The organism is Stappia sp. G46H5W, from assembly GCF_058448995.1.
The window spans coordinates 373,698-390,307 of the sequence record NZ_JBZFLL010000001.1 but is presented as its reverse complement, the minus strand read 5'-3'; the positions used below and the strand labels follow the sequence as shown (position 1 = coordinate 390,307).

At 67.3% G+C, this 16,610-nt stretch carries 14 protein-coding genes; 3 read left to right on the top strand and 11 right to left on the bottom strand.

Annotated features, from left to right (window positions below; all coding sequences use genetic code 11):
- Positions 1–67: 67 nt before the first annotated feature.
- The 8 genes from ACVJ6E_RS01540 to ACVJ6E_RS01505 form a co-directional block, all read right to left on the bottom strand.
- Positions 68–277, bottom strand: a complete 210-nt coding sequence (locus ACVJ6E_RS01540) for a hypothetical protein (protein ID WP_120269202.1) — start codon at positions 275–277, stop codon at positions 68–70.
- A 41-nt stretch (positions 278–318) separates the two neighbouring features.
- Positions 319–669, bottom strand: coding sequence for an acyl-CoA thioesterase (locus ACVJ6E_RS01535; protein WP_067222700.1), 351 nt, complete (start codon positions 667–669; stop codon positions 319–321).
- Positions 670–888: 219 nt separating this feature from the next.
- The gene (locus ACVJ6E_RS01530) at positions 889–2,943 is read right to left on the bottom strand and encodes a methyl-accepting chemotaxis protein (protein ID WP_185924803.1); all 2,055 of its coding nucleotides are present in this window, start codon (positions 2,941–2,943) and stop codon (positions 889–891) included.
- Positions 2,944–3,156: 213 nt separating this feature from the next.
- The gene (locus ACVJ6E_RS01525; RefSeq protein ID WP_120270761.1) at positions 3,157–3,759 is read right to left on the bottom strand and encodes a YceI family protein; all 603 of its coding nucleotides are present in this window, start codon (positions 3,757–3,759) and stop codon (positions 3,157–3,159) included.
- Between the two features lie 102 nt (positions 3,760–3,861).
- Positions 3,862–4,758 (bottom strand): ROK family protein, encoded by an 897-nt coding sequence (locus tag ACVJ6E_RS01520; protein WP_120270904.1) that lies wholly within the window; start codon positions 4,756–4,758, stop codon positions 3,862–3,864.
- Positions 4,759–4,783: 25 nt separating this feature from the next.
- Positions 4,784–6,433, bottom strand: coding sequence for an ABC transporter ATP-binding protein (locus tag ACVJ6E_RS01515; protein ID WP_120270762.1), 1,650 nt, complete (start codon positions 6,431–6,433; stop codon positions 4,784–4,786).
- Positions 6,430–7,251: an ABC transporter permease gene (locus tag ACVJ6E_RS01510; protein WP_120270763.1), complete on the bottom strand. Its 822-nt coding sequence runs from the start codon at positions 7,249–7,251 to the stop codon at positions 6,430–6,432. Before ACVJ6E_RS01510 ends, ACVJ6E_RS01515 begins: the two co-directional genes overlap by 4 nt.
- 27 nt (positions 7,252–7,278) lie before the next feature.
- Entirely contained in the window at positions 7,279–8,223 is a 945-nt protein-coding gene (locus ACVJ6E_RS01505) for an ABC transporter permease (RefSeq protein WP_120270764.1), read from the bottom strand.
- Positions 8,224–8,478: 255 nt separating this feature from the next.
- Between ACVJ6E_RS01505 and ACVJ6E_RS01500 the strand changes: the two genes are divergently transcribed.
- Both ACVJ6E_RS01500 and ACVJ6E_RS01495 read left to right on the top strand, forming a co-directional pair.
- Positions 8,479–9,432, top strand: a complete 954-nt coding sequence (locus ACVJ6E_RS01500) for a TAXI family TRAP transporter solute-binding subunit (RefSeq protein ID WP_120270765.1) — start codon at positions 8,479–8,481, stop codon at positions 9,430–9,432.
- A 150-nt stretch (positions 9,433–9,582) separates the two neighbouring features.
- Positions 9,583–11,340 carry a TRAP transporter fused permease subunit gene (locus ACVJ6E_RS01495; RefSeq protein WP_120270766.1) on the top strand — a complete coding sequence of 586 codons (1,758 nt, stop codon included), beginning with the start codon at positions 9,583–9,585 and terminating at the stop codon, positions 11,338–11,340.
- An 84-nt stretch (positions 11,341–11,424) separates the two neighbouring features.
- On the opposite strand, the gene ACVJ6E_RS01490 is transcribed toward ACVJ6E_RS01495, so the two are convergent.
- A complete protein-coding gene (locus ACVJ6E_RS01490) occupies positions 11,425–12,930 on the bottom strand; it encodes an ABC transporter substrate-binding protein (RefSeq protein WP_120270767.1) in 1,506 nt (501 codons plus the stop codon).
- Positions 12,931–13,015: 85 nt separating this feature from the next.
- Positions 13,016–14,287 carry an acetylornithine deacetylase/succinyl-diaminopimelate desuccinylase family protein gene (locus tag ACVJ6E_RS01485; RefSeq protein WP_120270768.1) on the bottom strand — a complete coding sequence of 424 codons (1,272 nt, stop codon included), beginning with the start codon at positions 14,285–14,287 and terminating at the stop codon, positions 13,016–13,018.
- 140 nt (positions 14,288–14,427) lie between these two features.
- Here ACVJ6E_RS01485 and ACVJ6E_RS01480 point away from each other — a divergent pair, with 140 nt between their 5' ends.
- Entirely contained in the window at positions 14,428–15,405 is a 978-nt protein-coding gene (locus ACVJ6E_RS01480) for a DUF6030 family protein (protein ID WP_147421917.1), read from the top strand.
- Here ACVJ6E_RS01480 and ACVJ6E_RS01475 read toward each other — a convergent pair.
- On the bottom strand, positions 15,383–16,309 hold the full coding sequence (locus ACVJ6E_RS01475) for a pirin family protein (RefSeq protein ID WP_120270770.1): 927 nt from the start codon (positions 16,307–16,309) through the stop codon (positions 15,383–15,385). The genes ACVJ6E_RS01480 and ACVJ6E_RS01475 overlap by 23 nt on opposite strands.
- Positions 16,310–16,610: the final 301 nt, after the last annotated feature.

Genomic DNA, 16,610 nt, shown 5'->3' with positions numbered 1-16,610 from the left:
GTTCGCCGCGCCGACGAGCCTTGACCCCGCAGCCGCGCCCCTCGAAGCGCGCTGTGCCTTTGCAGCCTCAGCACCGCTGCGTCTTTCCGAAATTCGTGTTCTGGCTGCCGGCCTGCGGATGCGTGCCACCTGTATCGGCCTTGGCCGGGGCGGGGAGCAGGCTGTTCTCGACGATGCCGAGCGCGCGCGGCGCCTTGCCGATCTCGAGCGCCTGTGGACCGGCGGGTGCCGCAGGGCGGTCGACGAAGTGCTGTTTCGCGACATCGCCGCCCGCCATCCGCAGCTCGCCGTGGCGCTGCGTGCCCGCCTGCGTCGGCGTCAGTCCTCGTCTTCCGCCGGCACCGGGATCGGGCGCCCCTGATCGTCGACCGCGACGAAGGTGAAGGTCGCATCGGTCACCTTCTCGCGCTGGCCGTGCCGATGGCGCAGGGCCCAGGCCTCGATGCCGATCTTCATCGAGGTCCGGCCGACGCCCGTCACCCGGCAATAGACGCAAAGCACATCGCCCACATGCACGGGGCGGATGAAGGTCATCCGCTCGACGGAGATCGTCACCACGCGCCGGCGCGCCCGCTGGCCTGCCGCGATGCCGCCGGCAAGGTCCATCTGCGACAGCACCCAGCCGCCGAAGATGTCTCCGGCCGCGTTGGTGTCGGCGGGCATGGCCATCGTCCGCAGCGTCAGTTCGCCGTTCGGGGTTTCGATGGTCTCCTGGTCGCTCACGGGCGATATCTCCTGTCTCGTTGCGGAATCGCGAGGTTACAGATTCAAACCTAGCCCCGCTTTGCCGCAACGCGAAAGAAAAAGCCCCCGGTTCGTGGCGCGAACCGGGGGCAATTTTTTGCGCAAAGGGAGCGTGCTCCCTGTCTTGGGCCGGACGCTGCGATGTCAGGCCGCCGCGACGTCCTTCAGGAACCGGTCGATTTCACCGCGCAGGGCGTCGGTGTTGCGGCTCATGGCGCCGGAGGCGTCGAGGACGTTGTCGGCGGCTGCCGACGTGCTGTCGACGGTGTGGGCCAGCATCTCCATGTTGCGCGTCACCGAGCCGGTGCCTTCGGCTGCCTGCTGCACCGAGCGGGAGATGTCGTTGGTGGCGGCACCCTGCTGCTCGACGGCGGAGGCGATGGAGGCGGTGTAGCCGTTCACTTCCTGCATGATCTGGGCGATCTCGCCGATGGCGGCGACCGCCTCGCCGGTCGAGCCCTGGATCGCGGCGATCTGGGCGCCGATCTCCTCGGTCGCCTTGGAGGTCTGGTTGGCCAGCTCCTTGACCTCGGCGGCGACGACGGCAAAGCCCTTGCCGGCCTCGCCGGCACGGGCCGCCTCGATGGTGGCGTTCAGCGCGAGAAGGTTGGTCTGCTCGGCGATGGCCTGGATCAGCGAGACGACCTCGCCGATCTTGTGGGCGGCGGCGGCAAGGCCCGCGACCTTCTCGTTGGTGGAGTGGGTGCCCTGGGTGGCCTGGTTGACGACCTGGGTGGTCTGGCCGACCTGGCGGGAGATCTCGGCGATGGAGGCGGAGAGCTCCTCGGCGGCGCTGGCCACGGTCTGGACGTTGCCGGTGGCGGCGGAGCTGGCCTGCGAGGTCTCGCTGGCGCGCTCGGCGCTTTCCTGGGCGGAGGCGGACAGGGCGCGGGCGGTTTCGTCCAGCCCGCTGGCCGTTTCGCTCACCGTGCCGATCAGCGACTGCACCTTGTCCCGGAAATCCGCGATGAGCTGTTCGGTGCGGGCCTGGCGGGCGGCGCGGGCATGCGCGTCCTCCGACTGCGCTTCTTCCAGCCGCTGGCGCTCGATGGCGTTTTCGCGGAAGGTTTCGACCGCACGGGCCATGTCGCCGATCTCGTCGCGGCGCTCGTCCATGCCGGCATCGACAGAGGTGTCGCCGGCGGCCAGTCGGCCCATCACATCGGTGAGGCGTGCGACCGGGCGGGCGAGCGCGCCTGCGCCGAACCAGACAAGTACCAGCACGGCTCCCAGCAGGCCGAGACCGATGGCCAGCATCGTGTTGCGCGCGGTCACGGCACCGGCGATCATCGCCGAATGGGGCACGTCCAGCACGACGTACCACCGCTCCTGAACGTCCGGGAATGTCACGGGCTGAATGGCGACGTACCGCTCACCGAAGAGGGAGGCGGCGGCTTCCGTTCCCACTTTCTGAAGCACTTCAAGGACGTTCCCATCCTCGACGGTCTTGCCGAGGGTGGCGGTATCGGATGTTGCGACCCAAAGGTTGTCGCCGCCGATCAGCTTAACTTCGCCAGCGCCGAACGGGTGATTGGCGGCCATGCGGTCGGCGATGCCCGAAAGGGCGAGGTCGGACGTGGCGATGCCGATCGGCTTGTTGTCCTTGCGCACGACCCAGCTGATGGTGGTCAGCAGCACGTCCTTGCCGTCGATCGGATAGGCGTAAGGCGGGGTGAGCAGAGACCGGTTTTCGCGCACCGGCATGTCGTACCAGCCTTCGGTGCCGGCCTCCTTGGTCATCACGAGCTGTTCGACGGCGACCTTCTTGTCCTCGCCGAAATAGAAATAGGGGACGAAGCGGCCGTTGGCGTCCGAATACTTGTGATCCTTGAAATCGGCATCGCGGCCGTCCAGCCCGTTCGGCTCGAAGGCCAGCGTCATGCCGACAAGGTGCGGATTGTTCTCCACTGTCTTGATCATCAGGTCGCCGAGCCGGTCGCGATCGGTCATGCCGTTGGCGATCAGCCCTTCCGCGGCAGCGGCAACGCTCTTGGCGACGGTCAGCGAACGCGTGAGGCTGCCGGACACCTCGTTGGCATAGGATGTCAGAAGCGCCTTGGCTTCCCGTTCGGCGGCGCTCTCCGCTGCCGAGGACATGACCATCGAGCCGACAAGGCTTACGCCGATGATGGAAACGGAAAACAGTGCGCCGGCACTGACCAGCAGTTTGTTTCTGATCGACAGATCGGAAAAACGCATTTCGAACCCCCTGAAGGCCAGCCGCGAATATCTCCGTCTAAGTGCCTATAGGGGGCGCGTTACCATCGACTTAATCATCGGGATCTTTGCCGATTTCTTATGGGATCCGATCAGTCGCTGTCGTTTCTCGATGATTGTGATCCGCCATGGCAATTTCCTAAAGTTGTTGCCGGTCGTTGTTGGGGCGCGGGGGAGGTGCCTCTATGGCAGCGGCTATTGCCGGATCGCTTCCAGGTCGATGCGGATGGAGACCTCGTCGCCGACCAGCCCATCCGCCACGGCATAGGTCATGCCGAAATCGGAGCGTTTCAGCACGGTGCTGGCGCTGATGCCGATCACATAGGTTCCGCCGAACGGGTAGGGGCCGATCTTGTTGAGCGTGACATCAAGCGTTACCGGCCGCGTCACGCCGCGCAGCGTCAGGTCGCCGGTCACGGTCCCGCTCGTGTCCGTTTGCGGGCGTGCATCCGTCATCTGGAAGGTTGTGCGAGGATGTGCTTCCGCACTCAGGAAGTCGCCCGAGCGCAGGTGTCCGTCGCGACGCTCGTCGTTGGAAAAGACGCTCCCGGCCTCGATTGCGACGGAGAGATCGGAGAGTTCACGCGTTTCCTCGTCATAGGTGAAGCTGCCTTCGCCCTTCAGGAACAGGCCCCAAGTGGGGGCGTAGCCGATATGCATGGCGTTGAAGACGACGGAAAAGTGGCTGGGATCGATCCGGTAAGCACGCGGCTCGGCCTGCGCGGGCAGGGCAGCGGCCGTGAGCACCGCAACAAGAGCGCTGCAGGCGGCGATACGGACAGGCTTGAGTGAAACCATGTGAGACCCTCCTCCCTGGTGATCCTCAAGAACCATATAGGCAGGCTGACCGATACTGGGAGGGGGCGAACCGGCGTGTGCAGTTGCGACGAGCTGCCCGGCTCAGTCGTTCCACAGCCAGGCGGCGCCCCGCACGCCGGAACTGTCGCCGTGCACCGCCTTGCGGATCGGCACGTCATACTGGTCCGAGAAGACATGCCGGCCGATTTCCCGGGGCAGCAGGTCGTAGAGCTCCGCGATGTTCGACATTCCGCCGCCCAGCACGAAGACATCCGGGTCGAGGATGTTGGCAACCATTGCCATGGCGCGTGCCAGTCGGGAGACGTAGCGCTCCAGATTGGCGAGCGCGTCCGCCTCTCCCGTGCGGGCACGCTCCATGATCTCGTGACCCGAGAGCGCGCGTCCCGTCGCCTGCTTGTAGTCCCACTGGAAGCCCGTGCCCGAACACCAGCGGTCGATGGTGCCGCGCTTGCCCGTCCAGCAGTCGGGCCCGGGAAACTCCTCGTCGGTCATCCACGGCACGGAAATGTTGCCCCATTCGCCGCCAATGCCGTTGCGGCCGCGATGCGCCCGTCCGTCGATTGCGATCCCTGAACCGCAGCCCGTGCCGATGATGATCGCATGCACCACATGCGCGCCCTTGCCGGCACCGTCCGTCGCCTCCGAGACCGCAAGGCAGTTGGCGTCGTTCTCGATGCGGACCGGCCGCGCAAGCGCGGCCTCCAGGTCGCGGTCGAGCGGCATGCCGTTCATCCAGGTGGAATTGGCGTTCTTGACGAGGCCGGTTGCCGGCGACAGCGAACCGGGGATGCCGAAGCCCACGGTGCCGCGCTGGCCGGTCGCGCTCTCGGCAGCCTCCACGAGACCGACAACAGCGCGGATGCAGCCCTGATAATCGTCGCGCGGCGTCGGCACCCGCAGGCGAAATCGCTCCGTACCGTCGCGCTCCAGCGCGATGATCTCCATCTTCGTGCCGCCCCAGTCGATGCCGAGGCGCAGCGGGTCGCTTGCTGTCGTGCTCATCTCAGTTCGTGCTCGCCTCCTCGATCTGGCGCCGGGCCGCCAGCGCCGTGTCGAGGCGCGGTGCGGCGGCGACCAAGAGCCGCGTGTAGGGGTGTCGGGGATGGTCGAACACCCTGGCCGTGCGCCCGCGTTCGACGATCTGGCCGCCGTTCATCACCATCACCTCGTCGGTGATGGCACGCACCACGCTGAGGTCGTGCGAGATGAACAGATAGGCAAGGCCGTGCCGGGCCCGGAGATCGGCGAAGAGGTCGAGGATCTGCGCGCGGATCGACACGTCGAGCGCGGACACCGGCTCGTCGGCGATGATCAGCTTCGGCCGCGTGACCAGCGCCCTGGCGATGGCGATGCGCTGGCGCTGCCCGCCGGAGAACTCGTGCGGATATTTCGCCATGTCGGCTTCCGACAGGCCGACCTCAGTCAGGGCGCCGGCAACCCGCTCCTTTGCCTCGCGCCCGTCGATCTCGCCGCGCAGCAGATAGAGCGGTTCGGCCACCACGCGTCCGATGCGGTGGCGCGGGTTGAAGCTGCCGTAAGGGTCCTGAAACACCACCTGCACGGCCCGGTGCACTGCCTCGCGCGTTGCTCCGCGCGCCGAATGCGGATCCTGGCCCAGCACGGAGATGGCTCCCCCGTCCGGCGCCTCCAGCCCCAGCAGGGCGCGGGCAAGGGTCGATTTTCCGCAGCCCGATTCCCCGACAAGGCCGACGCTCTGACCGGGGCGGATGTCGAAACTGACGCGATTGACGGCGACCACCGGCGGGCTTTTCCGGAACAGGCCCGCGCGCGACTGCGGATAGGCGCGCACCAGCTCCCGGACCGAGAGGATCGGCTGCATGCCGTGATTGGCCGGGCTATGCGCGGGGCCCTTGCTGCGCTTCGGCACATGGTTCGAGGCCGCCATCAGCGCCTTCGAATAGGGATGGCGCAGGTTTGCGAACAGCGCGGCCGTGCGCCCGCTCTCGACGATCTCGCCGTCCTTCATGATCGCCACCCGATCGGCCATCTCCGCCACTACGGCAAGGTCGTGGCTGATCAGCAGGCAGCCCATCTTCTCCGCCTCGACGATCTCGCGCACCAGGGCGAGGATCTGCGCCTGGATGGTGACGTCGAGCGCGGTCGTCGGCTCGTCGGCGATCAGCAGGTCCGGTTGGCAGGCGATCGCCATGGCGATCACGACCCGCTGCCGCTGCCCGCCGGACAGCTGATGGGGAAAGCGCTCGGGCGTCACCCGGGCGCGCGCCAGACCCACCCGGTCGAGCAACACCCGGACCCGCTCCATCGCCGTAGCCCGCGTCATCCGCATGTGCAGGACCAGCCCTTCGGCGATCTGCTCGCCGATGGTCTTCACCGGATTGAGCGCGGTCATCGGCTCCTGGAACACCATGCCGATCCGCCGTCCGCGCAGCCGGCACATCGCCGCCTCGCTCACCGACAGCACGTCCGCCCCGTCCAGCAGGATGCGCCCGCGCGCCTCTGCCCCGTGCGGCAGCAGCTGCATGGCGGCCAGTGCGGTCATCGACTTGCCGGAACCGGATTCGCCCACCAGGCCGAAGGTCTCGCCGCGGCCGATCTCCAGCGAGACACCCTTGAGGATCCGCTTGCCGTGAATGTCGACGTCCAGCCCCTCGACCGCGAAGAAGCCGCTCATGTCGTGCGCCTCTTCAGTCGCGGGTCGAGCAGGTCGCGCAATCCATCGCCCAGAAGGTTGAGACCGAGCACGGTGACGACAATGGCAAGACCCGGATAGAGGGCAAGGCTCGGCGCCAGCGCCATCATCGTCTGCGCCTCGTTCAGCATGCGTCCCCAGGAGGCGAGCGGCGGCTGCGCGCCGAGGCCGACATAGGACAGGCCCGCTTCGGCCAGGATGCCGAGCGAGAACTGGATCGTGCCCTGAACGATCAGCAGGTTGGCGATGTTCGGCAGCACATGCTCGGCGATGATCCGTACCTCGCCTTTGCCGGAGACGCGGGCGGCGAGCACGAATTCGCGCGATTTCAGCGACAGCGCACCGCCGCGCGCCACCCGTGCGAAGACGGGAATGTTGAAGATGCCGATGGCCAGGATCGCGTTGATCGCGCCCGGTCCCAGGATCGCGGTGATCATCACAGCAGACAGAAGCGCGGGGAAGGCGAAGACGAGATCGTTCGCCCGCATCAAGGTCTCGTCCAGCCAGCCGCCGCGGGCTGCCGCCAGCAGCCCCAGCGGCACGCCAACGAGAATGCCGATCCCCACCGCCACCAGGGCCACGGCGATGGATGTGCGCGCGCCCACCATCAGCATCGACACCATGTCGCGGCCGAACTGGTCGGTGCCCAGGAGATGCGTCAGCGAGGGGCCCTTGAGCCGGTTGGCGACCGACAGAACGTCGATCGGATAGGGCGTCCAGACCAGCGAGATCAGCGCCGCTGCCAGGACGAACGCGACGATGGCCGCGCCAGTGATCAGCGTCTTGTGCTGCGCGGCCATGCGCAGTGCCCCTGATCCTGCCATCGCTCAGCGCCTCCTCAGCCGGGGGTCGACCAGCGCATAGGCGAGGTCGACGAGGAAAGTCACCAGGATCACGCAGGCGACCAGCAGCACGACGACGCTCTTCACCACGATCAGGTCGCGCTGGGTGATCGCCTGGAAGATCAGCCGCCCGAGACCGGGCAGGTAGAACACGTTCTCGATGATGATCGTGCCGGCGATGAGGAACGAGAACTGCAGGCCGAGGATCGTCAGAACCGGGATCAAGGCGTTGCGCACTGCGTGCTTCCACAGCACGGCGCGCCGCGTCAGGCCCTTGGCGCGCGCCGTGCGGACATAGTCCTCGTGCAGCGCGTCGATGAGAGAGGAGCGCATGACACGGGCAAGGATCGCCGCCTGCGGCAGCGCCAGCGCGATGGCCGGCAGCAGCAGTGCCTTCAGCGCGGGCCACAGCCCGGCCTCCCATCCGGGAAAGCCGCCGGAGGGTACCAGCCGCAGCGTCACCGCGAAGATGAAGACCAGCAGCATCGCGAACCAGAAGTTCGGAACGGCGATGCCGACCTGCGTCAGGGCCATGATACCGCCGTCCTGCCAGCGGCCGCGCTTGGAGGCGGCATAGACGCCGACGGGGATCGCTATCACCGTGGACAGCGCCAGCGCCAGCAGTGCCAGCGGCAGCGAGACGGTAATGCGCGCGGCGACCAGATCGGCCACTGGTACGGAATAGGTGTAGCTGGTGCCGAGATCGCCGGTGGCAAAGCCCGCGACCCAGCTCACGTAGCGCTCCCACGCCGGGCGGTCGAGGCCGAGCTGGCCGCGCAGCGCGGCGAGTGTGTCGTCCTGCGCGTTGATGCCCAGCATCACCTGCGCAGGGTCGCCCGGCACCACCTCCAGCACCAGGAACACGACCACGGTCGCGACGATCAACGTCGCGAACAGTCCGGCAAAGCGTTTAGCGGCGTGGACCAGCATCGGGCGAAGCGGCTCCGGGCGAGAATCTGTCGACGCGCCAACGCTATAGGGGATGGGCCCGGCGGAAAAGGGGGACGCGGTTGGGCAATGCACTGTGCAGCCATCCCAACCCTCGTCATTTTCCGCGATTTCAGGGGTGCATGGCGCGCGCGCGCGGACTAATCTCGGCCTCCCGAACCGCTTGCCGGCCCGGTCGTCCTGCTTGCGGGCGGCCCGCCCGAGAACAATGCAACGAACGATCCCCTGGGAGGATACATGACGATCTGGAGCAAACTCGCCATCGCCGGCCTCGCCGCGCTCGTGCCGCTGTCCGCATCCGCCGAGACGCGCGTGACCTACAAGTCGGCCTCCGCCGGCACGTCCTACTACCAGATGGGCGTTCAGATCGCCGAGGCGATCAAGGCCGGCACCGACGGCGGCATCATCGTCACGCTGGAAGAGAGCCAGGGCTCGGTTCAGAACGTGATGGAAGCGGCCGTCCGCCCCGGCAACTACGTCTTCACCACGCCTCCCGGCCTTGTCGGCCTGGCGCAGGGCGCCAAGGGCCCGTTCGACGGCAAGGGCAATCCGAAGTTCGACGAGATCCGCGCGCTCTTCCCGATTCCCTCGCTGACGATGCACTTTGTCATGTCGACGGAGAGCGGCGTGACCGATTTCGCCGGCATGGAAGGCAAGAACATCCTGATCGGCAAGGGCTCCTTCGGTGCGACGGAAGGCGCCAAGTATCTCGATCTCTTCGGGCTGAAGGACAAGGTCAACCTCGCCGACGTCGAGCTGTCCAATGCGGGCGCTGCGCTCAAGAATGGCCAGATCGACGGCTTCGTGACCGCCGGCTCCTGGCCGGCGCCGAACGTCATCGAGGCGGCCGCCGGCACCGGCGTGACGCTGCTCTCGCTTTCCGATGAGCAGGTCGCGGCGACCAAGCGCACCCGCACGGTGATCCCGGCCGGCACCTATGCCGGTCAGGACAAGGACGTCGTCACCACCTCGCTGGACGTGGTCGCCTTCGCCACCACCGCGATGGATGACGAGACTGCGTATCAGATGACCAAGACCTTCTGGGAGCAGAAGGAAAAGATGAGCGCCGATGCGCCGTGGTGGAAGGGCGTGACGACCGACATGCTCGCCAGCATTTCCGGCAAGATCCATCCGGGTGCGCAGCGCTACTATTCGGAAAAGGGCGTTGCCCTGACCGACGCGCAGAAGTAAGCGCACAACAGCCAGTGTCTGGGGTCGGCCTCCAAGCGGCCGTCTGCCAGACTTACGCGGTTCCGGCCCGGGCATCTGTCCGGGCCGATGCCTTTTCCCTTGCAGCTTTCGTTTCCGGCTCGGTGCCGGCGGTTCACCAGGACGGCGTTCATGTCTCTTTCGGCCCGGCTCTTCTGGGCAGCGCTCGGCGCGCTGTCCATCGGCTTTCACCTCTGGCTGGTCTTCACCGGCCTGGTGCCCAACCTGGTAAGCCGGCCGTTGCACATGGCACTTGCAGTTCCTTTCGTCTTCGTGCTGATGGCGCGTACTCCGTTCCAGCGCTGGACCGGCTTGCCGCTGGCCGCCGTCGGCATCGCCGCGTGCCTGTGGGTCGCCTGGAACCACGACATGCTGGGCGACCAGTACGGCTTCCTGGTGGATGACGGACAGCTCGCCATCGCCCTTGCCCTGCTTTTCGTCACGCTGGAGATGGCGCGCCGGGCCATCGGCTGGCCGCTGCCGCTTGTCGCCGCGATTGCGCTCGCCTATGCGGTCTGGGGCGAGGCGATCCCCGGCGAGTTCGGCCATCCCGGCCTGCCGATGGCTAGCCTCTTCGGCACGCTGACGATTGCCGAGGGTGCCCTGTGGGGCAAGCTGACCGGCGTCTCGGTCTCGGTCGTCGCCATCTTCGTCATCTTCGGCGCGGTGCTGAATGCCGGTGAGGCGGGGCAGGGGTTCATGAATGTCGCGGCCGCCGCCGCAGGCCGCCTGCGCGGCGGTGCGGCCAAGGTCTCGGTGATCTCCTCCGCGCTGTTCGGCTCGATCTCGGGCTCGGCCTCGGCCAATGTCGCTTCCACCGGCGCCATCACCCTGCCGGCGATGACCCGGCTCGGCTATCCACGCTCGCTCGCCGGCGCGGTCGAGGCGGTCGCCTCCTCGGGCGGTCAGATCATGCCGCCGCTGATGGGGGCAGGCGCCTTCGTGATGGTGGAGCTGACCGGCACGCCCTATTCGGACATCATGATGGCCGCGCTCCTGCCGGCCTTTCTCTATTTCCTTGCCGTGTGGGTGGGCATTGATGCCTTCTCCTTCCGCCATGTGCTGAAAGGCATCGCGCCGGAGGACCGGCCGGCCCTGCGTGCGGTCGTCATCACCTCCGCCTTCTTCCTCGTGCCGTTCTCGATCCTGCTGTGGGGCATGTTCGGCCTCAAGGTGACGCCGCAATACGCCGCCTCGCTGGCGATCCTCGTTGGTGCCTTGCTCCTGGTCCTCGATGCTCGCCTGAGTTTCGACTGGCGCCGCACCCTGTTGCGGCTGGAGGAGGCGGCGGTGAATTCCGGCCGGCAGATCGCCACCATCGCGGCGATCATCCTGTGCGCCTCCATCATCATCGGCGTGCTCGGGCTGACCGGTCTTGGGGTCAAGATCACCTCGCTGATCCTGTCCGGCTCGGGCGGGCTGCTGTGGCCGGCGCTGCTGCTCACCGCGCTCGCCTGCCTCATCCTCGGCATGGAGGTGCCGACGACGGCCGCCTATGTGATCTGCGTCTCCGTCGCGGGCCCTGCGCTCACCGCGCTCGGCGTGCCGGTGCTGCAGGCGCATCTCTTCGTGTTCTGGTACGCGCTGCTGTCGACCATCACGCCGCCGGTCTGCGGCGCGGTCTTCATCGCCGCTGGCATGGTCGGGGAGAACTGGCTGAAGGTCGCGGCCTCGGCCATGGCGCTCGGCCTCGGGCTCTATCTCGTGCCGCTCGGCATGATCGCCAATCCGGACCTGATCACGCTCGCTGCTGACCCGGCCATGGCACTGCTCGCCGCTCTGAAAGTCGGCGCGGCCCTCTCGGCCATCTCCTTCGGCGTCATCGCCCCGATCAATCCGCTGCTGCGCGCCGGGCTCGTTGCCGGCGGCGGCGTGCTGCTCTTCGTCTGACGACAACCGGCATTTGAACAAGGAAAAGGGGCGGGGCCTTCCGGCCGCCGCCCCTCGTCGTGTCTGCCTGCCGTCCGGCCGGAATTACTCCCAGTGGACGCCGGTCAGGTCGTTCGCCTGGATCGGCGAGTTGACCCACATGCCCTTCAGGTTTGCGCTCCACACGCCGGCCTTGGCCAGCTGGAACAGGAACACGTTGACCGCGTCCTCGGCGATGATCCGCTGGGCATCGCCCAGCAGCTTGTAGCGCGCCTGTTCTTCGGTCGTCGTCTCCAGCTCGGCCATCACCTTGTCGAAGGCCTCGCTGTCATACTGGAAATAGTAGTCCTTGCGGCCGTAGATGTTGATGTCCATCGGCTCGGTATGGGAGATGATGGTGAAGTCGAAGTCCTTGCCCTTGAAGACTTCAGACAGCCACTGCGCCCATTCCAGCGGCACTATCTCCATCTCGACGCCGATCTTCTTCAGGTCCGAGGCGATCAGCTCGCCGCCGCGGCGGGCATAGGTCGGCGGCGGCAGCTTCAAGGTCGCCTTGAACCCGTCCGGATAGCCGGCCTCGGCAAGCAGCGCCTTCGCCTTGTCGAGATCGAGCGGATAGGTGCCCGTCAGGTCCACATAGGCCGGGTGATGCGGAGCAAAATGGCTGCCGATCGGCGTGCCGTTGCCGAACATCGCGCCGTCGATCACCGCCTGACGGTCGACCGCATGAGAGATCGCCCGGCGCACCCGCACATCGGAAAGCGGCCCCTTCTTGTTGTTCATGGCGAGGATGGTCTCGCCCTCGGTCGAGCCGACGGCCACGGTAAAGCGCGGGTCGGCCGCCAGCATCGGCAGGTTCTCGGTCGCCTGGAAGTTCGGGAAGGCGTCGATATCGCCGGCCATCAGCGCGGCGAGCTCCGCCGCCGGATCGGCGATGATGCGGAAGGTCGCCCGGTCGAGCTGCGCCGGCTCGCCCCAGTATTCGGCGTTCTTGGCCAGCTCGATACGGTCACCCTGCACCCACTGAACCAGCTTGAACGGTCCGGTGCCGATGGGCTTGGAGGTGTTGGAGGAGGCGGTCTCCTCCGCCACCATCGCGGCATCGCCCCAGCCCAGATTGAACAGGAACGCGCCGTTCGGCTTCTTCAGCGTGACCTTGAGCGTCAGCGGATCGACGACCTCGACCTCCTCGATGCCCTCGAACAGCGGCTTCTGCGCATTGGTGCTGAACTCGCCGCGTGCCCGGTCAAGCGAGAACTTGGCGTCGTTGGCGTCGAAGTCGGTGCCGTCGTGATACTTCACGTCCGCCTGCAGGTGGAACGTGTAGGTCAGCCCGTCTTCGGAAATCTCCCAGCTCTTCGCGAGCCAGGGCTTCACAGCTCCCTCCGCGTCGATGCGCGTCAGACCCTCGAAGATGTTGGCATAGGTGATCTCGTCGATGGCCGCTGCCGCGCCCGCAGTCGGGTCGAGATGCGGCGGCTCGAGCCGGACGCCGATATTGACGTCGGTGCGGATCGTCTGCGCGCCCGCCGAGGTGATGGGGGCGGTCGCCGCCAGCATCGCCGTGAGGGCGGTGGCGAGCACGCCGCGCCGGGTGAAACGTCCAGTCATGCCTGAGGCCTCCCGTTCTTTTGCACGTCCTTCGCCCGTCCGGCCACCGGAGGGGCGGGTTCTCTTCCCGCGTGTGCGGTGCACACTACCGCGCCATTCCCAGCAGCGCCATGGTCGCCTGGGCCATCACCTTCGCGCTGTCGACCATGTCGTCGATGCCCACGAACTCGTCCGGCCGGTGGGCCATGTCGAGAATGCCGGGGCCATAGGCGATGCAGTCGTGCAGGTGGCCGATACGCGCGATGTGCTTCTGGTCGTAGGAGCCGGGCGAGATCACATAGTCGGGGCTCTTGGCCAGCACCTCGCGGATGCCGTCCGCCACCGCCCGCACCACCGGCGCGTCGCGATCCGTCATGGTCGGGATCACTTCCATCAGGTCGCGGATGCGATAGTCGAAGTTCTGGCGCGTGCGCGTCAGGTCGTCGAGGATCGACATCACCTCGTCCTTGACCTCGTCCAGGCTCTCCTCGATCAGGTAGCGCCGGTCGATGACCATGCGGCAGCTGTCGGGCACGCAAGGGGAGGGCAATCCGTCGAAGCCTTCGGGCTGGCCGCCATGGACCGAGTTGATGTTCAGCGTCGAGGAGCGCGCCCCTTCCGGCACCACCGGCATATCGGTGTGCTTGGCGGCAAGCTTGGGGAACAGCTCGGTCTCGAACCGGTCGAGCACCGCCCCCATGTGGCGCACGGCGCAGTCGCCCAGGAACGGCATCGATCCGTGGGCGATGGAACCCTTCGTCTCGATCTCCGCCCACCACACGCCGCGATGGCCGAGGCAGATGCGGTCCTTGTTCAGCGGCTCGGGGATGATCACGTGGTCGACGCGCGGCTTGGAGAACATGCCGAGCCGGGCGAGATAGGCAACCCCGCCGAAGCCGCCGGACTCCTCATCCACCGTGCCCGAGATCTCGATGGCGCCGGGAAAGTCCGGCACCGCTTCCAGCAAGGCCTCCACCGCGATGATCGAGGCGGCGAGGCCGCCTTTCATGTCGCAGGCGCCGCGTCCGTAGACCTTGCCGTCCTTCACCTCGCCGCCGAACGGATCGAAGGTCCATCCCTGGCCGGCCTCGACCACGTCGATATGCGAGTTGAAATGCACGCAAGGTCCGGGCCGGCGACCCTCGATGCGGGCGACCACATTGGTCCGCGGATAGCGGGCACTGTCGCCCGGCGTATCTTCTGCGCGGATGTAGCGAACCTGAAACCCGCGCCGCGCCAGCCGGTTGCCGATCAGCTCGGCGCAAGGGGTATAGGCCTCGCCCGGCGGGTTGATGGTCGGAATACGGATGAGGTCCTGCGTCAGCGCGACGACGTCGTCCCGCTTGTCCTCGACGCGTCTAAAAAGCGCCTCCAGCATGTGGTCTCCCGTGATAGGACTTGAACTGCGCAACCGGTGGTGTCGGGACGGCATCGTGCCTCAGGCCGGAACCGGTTTCCAGCGCATCCGCAAGGCAGACCTTGCGGGATTTTCGGGCACGACGCCCGTCGGGAGCGGTAATGGCGAAAGACGCTGCGTCACGCGGTGGAGGGCGGCCGGAAAAATCGATCCTGCCTCCGCTCTTGCGCGGGGTGGCGGGACCGGGCGCGTCCGCGCTCGCCGCGTTGAACCGTCGCCGGATTTTCGCCAGGACCCTGATTCTGCTGGCGATCGGCAGCGGCGTGGCCGCCGGGGCGCTGCTGTTCCTGCGTCCGCCGGTCGAACCGCCGGTCCCTGTGGAGGTCGCGCCGCCCGACCCCTTCGCCGGTTTGCCGCCGCGCCTGCGGGCACGGCTTCTCGACGAGGCGCCAGATACCGCGCTCGAGCGTCCCGCCGCCTTCAAGCGGGTCTTCGGCGGCGATCCGCGCGACCTGTGCAAGGCGATCTCCGAGCTCGGCGTGCCCATGTCGGAATGGCGGCTCGATCCCTTCGTCGCCGGCTTCTGGTACTGCGTCAGCGATCTCGCGGTGATCGGCCGCGCCACGCCGGACGGGGCGCGCTCGTCCTTGTTCGTCAACCTGCGCGGCCAGTCGGAACAGACGCTCAACACGGTGCGGATCAAGCTGAACGGCGACAACCCGCAGACGGCGCCGGCGGCCCGCGCCGCGCTCTTGCGTGTGCTGGATGCGGTCGGCGAGCGCTACGGCTGGCCCTGGCCGGCGGAGTTCCGGGCGGCCATCGAGCAGGGCGGAGAGGTGGAGCTGGAGCAGTTCGGCATGCGCCTGCGCGTGCTGCCGGAAGACGCGCAACTGACGGGCGACGAGGCGTCCGTCGTCCGTCTCAACGTCATCCTCGATTTTCCGGTCGTCGACCTTGTTGCTCCGGCGGAGCTGTTCGCGCCCTTTGCCTGGGAGGAGGAGGCGAGCGGGCGCCGCCGCAACCGCCCGGTCGGCGGAGCGACGCTGCGCACGCCGCCCTCCGGCGACATCATCTTCAGCGCGCCGGAGGAGGAGACGGAGGGCGAACGCCCGCCGCTCAGCGGCCGGGAAGCGGAATGAACTCTTCCGCGTCGCCCGGCACGGTGTCGAAGCGCATCTGCTTCCAGTCTTCCTTGGCCTGGTCGATCCGCTCCTTCGAGGAAGAGACGAAGTTCCACCAGATGTAGCGCGGCCCGTCCATCGGCTCGCCGCCCAGCAGCAGGAAGCGCGCGGGCAGGCTGCCGGTCGCCCGCACCGTGATGTTGTCGCCGGGCTTGAACACCAGCAACTGGCCTTCCTCGAAGCTCTCGCCGGCGATCTCGATGGTGCCGCCGACCGTATAGATGGCGCGCTCCTCGTGGGTTGCGTCGACCGGCATGGTGCGGCCCGGCTCCAGCGTCACGTCCGCATAGATCGTCTCCGAAGCGGTCTTGACCGGCGAGCGGGCGCCGAACATGTCGCCCGCGATCACCCGCACATTGACGCCGTGGTCCTCCAGAACCGGCAGGCCGTCGCGGCCGACATGCTCGAAGGCCGGCGCGCTTTCCTCCGCATGCTTGGGCAGCGCCACCCAGCTCTGGATGCCGAAGAGCTTGCGCCGGTGGCCCTTCACTTGCGGGTCCTCGCGCTCGGAATGGACGATGCCGCTGCCGGCGGTCATCCAGTTCAGCTCGCCCGGACGGATAGCCAGGTCCGACCCTAGGCTGTCGCGGTGGTGGATCTCGCCCTCGAACAGGTAGGTCACGGTCGCAAGGCCGATATGCGGGTGCGGCCGCACGTCGATGCCGCCGGTCTCGAGGAATTCGGCCGGTCCCATCTGGTCGAAGAAGATGAAGGGGCCGACCATCTGCCGCTTCGGCGAGGGCAGGGCACGTCGCACCTCGAAGCCGCCGAGGTCGCGGGCACGCGGCACGATCACCGTGTCGATCAGGTCGCAGGCGCCGGCATCGCCGGGCGTGGGGTCGAGGTCGGGCATCCAGGTCATCGGCAGGTCTCCCTCTGGCGGCCTTGTCCGCGTCGGGACAAGCGGCTGGTCATGAGACGGGCCGCCGGGTTCGGCGACCGTCCCTCAGGGTCTCGCCATTCCGCGCGGAAGGCAAGGCAATGACAGGGAGATAACCCTTGCAGGATCTCGCGCTAGATGCGGCCGGCGCGACACAGCGTTCCCGTTTGCGGAACCAGCCGCCACCATCCCGCCGGCCGGTTTGCGGGTCGACCCGCGGCCACGGGCTCCGCCGGCGATTATTTCTTCGAAGATTGCGACCGCAATGCGCGTTTGTGTTGGA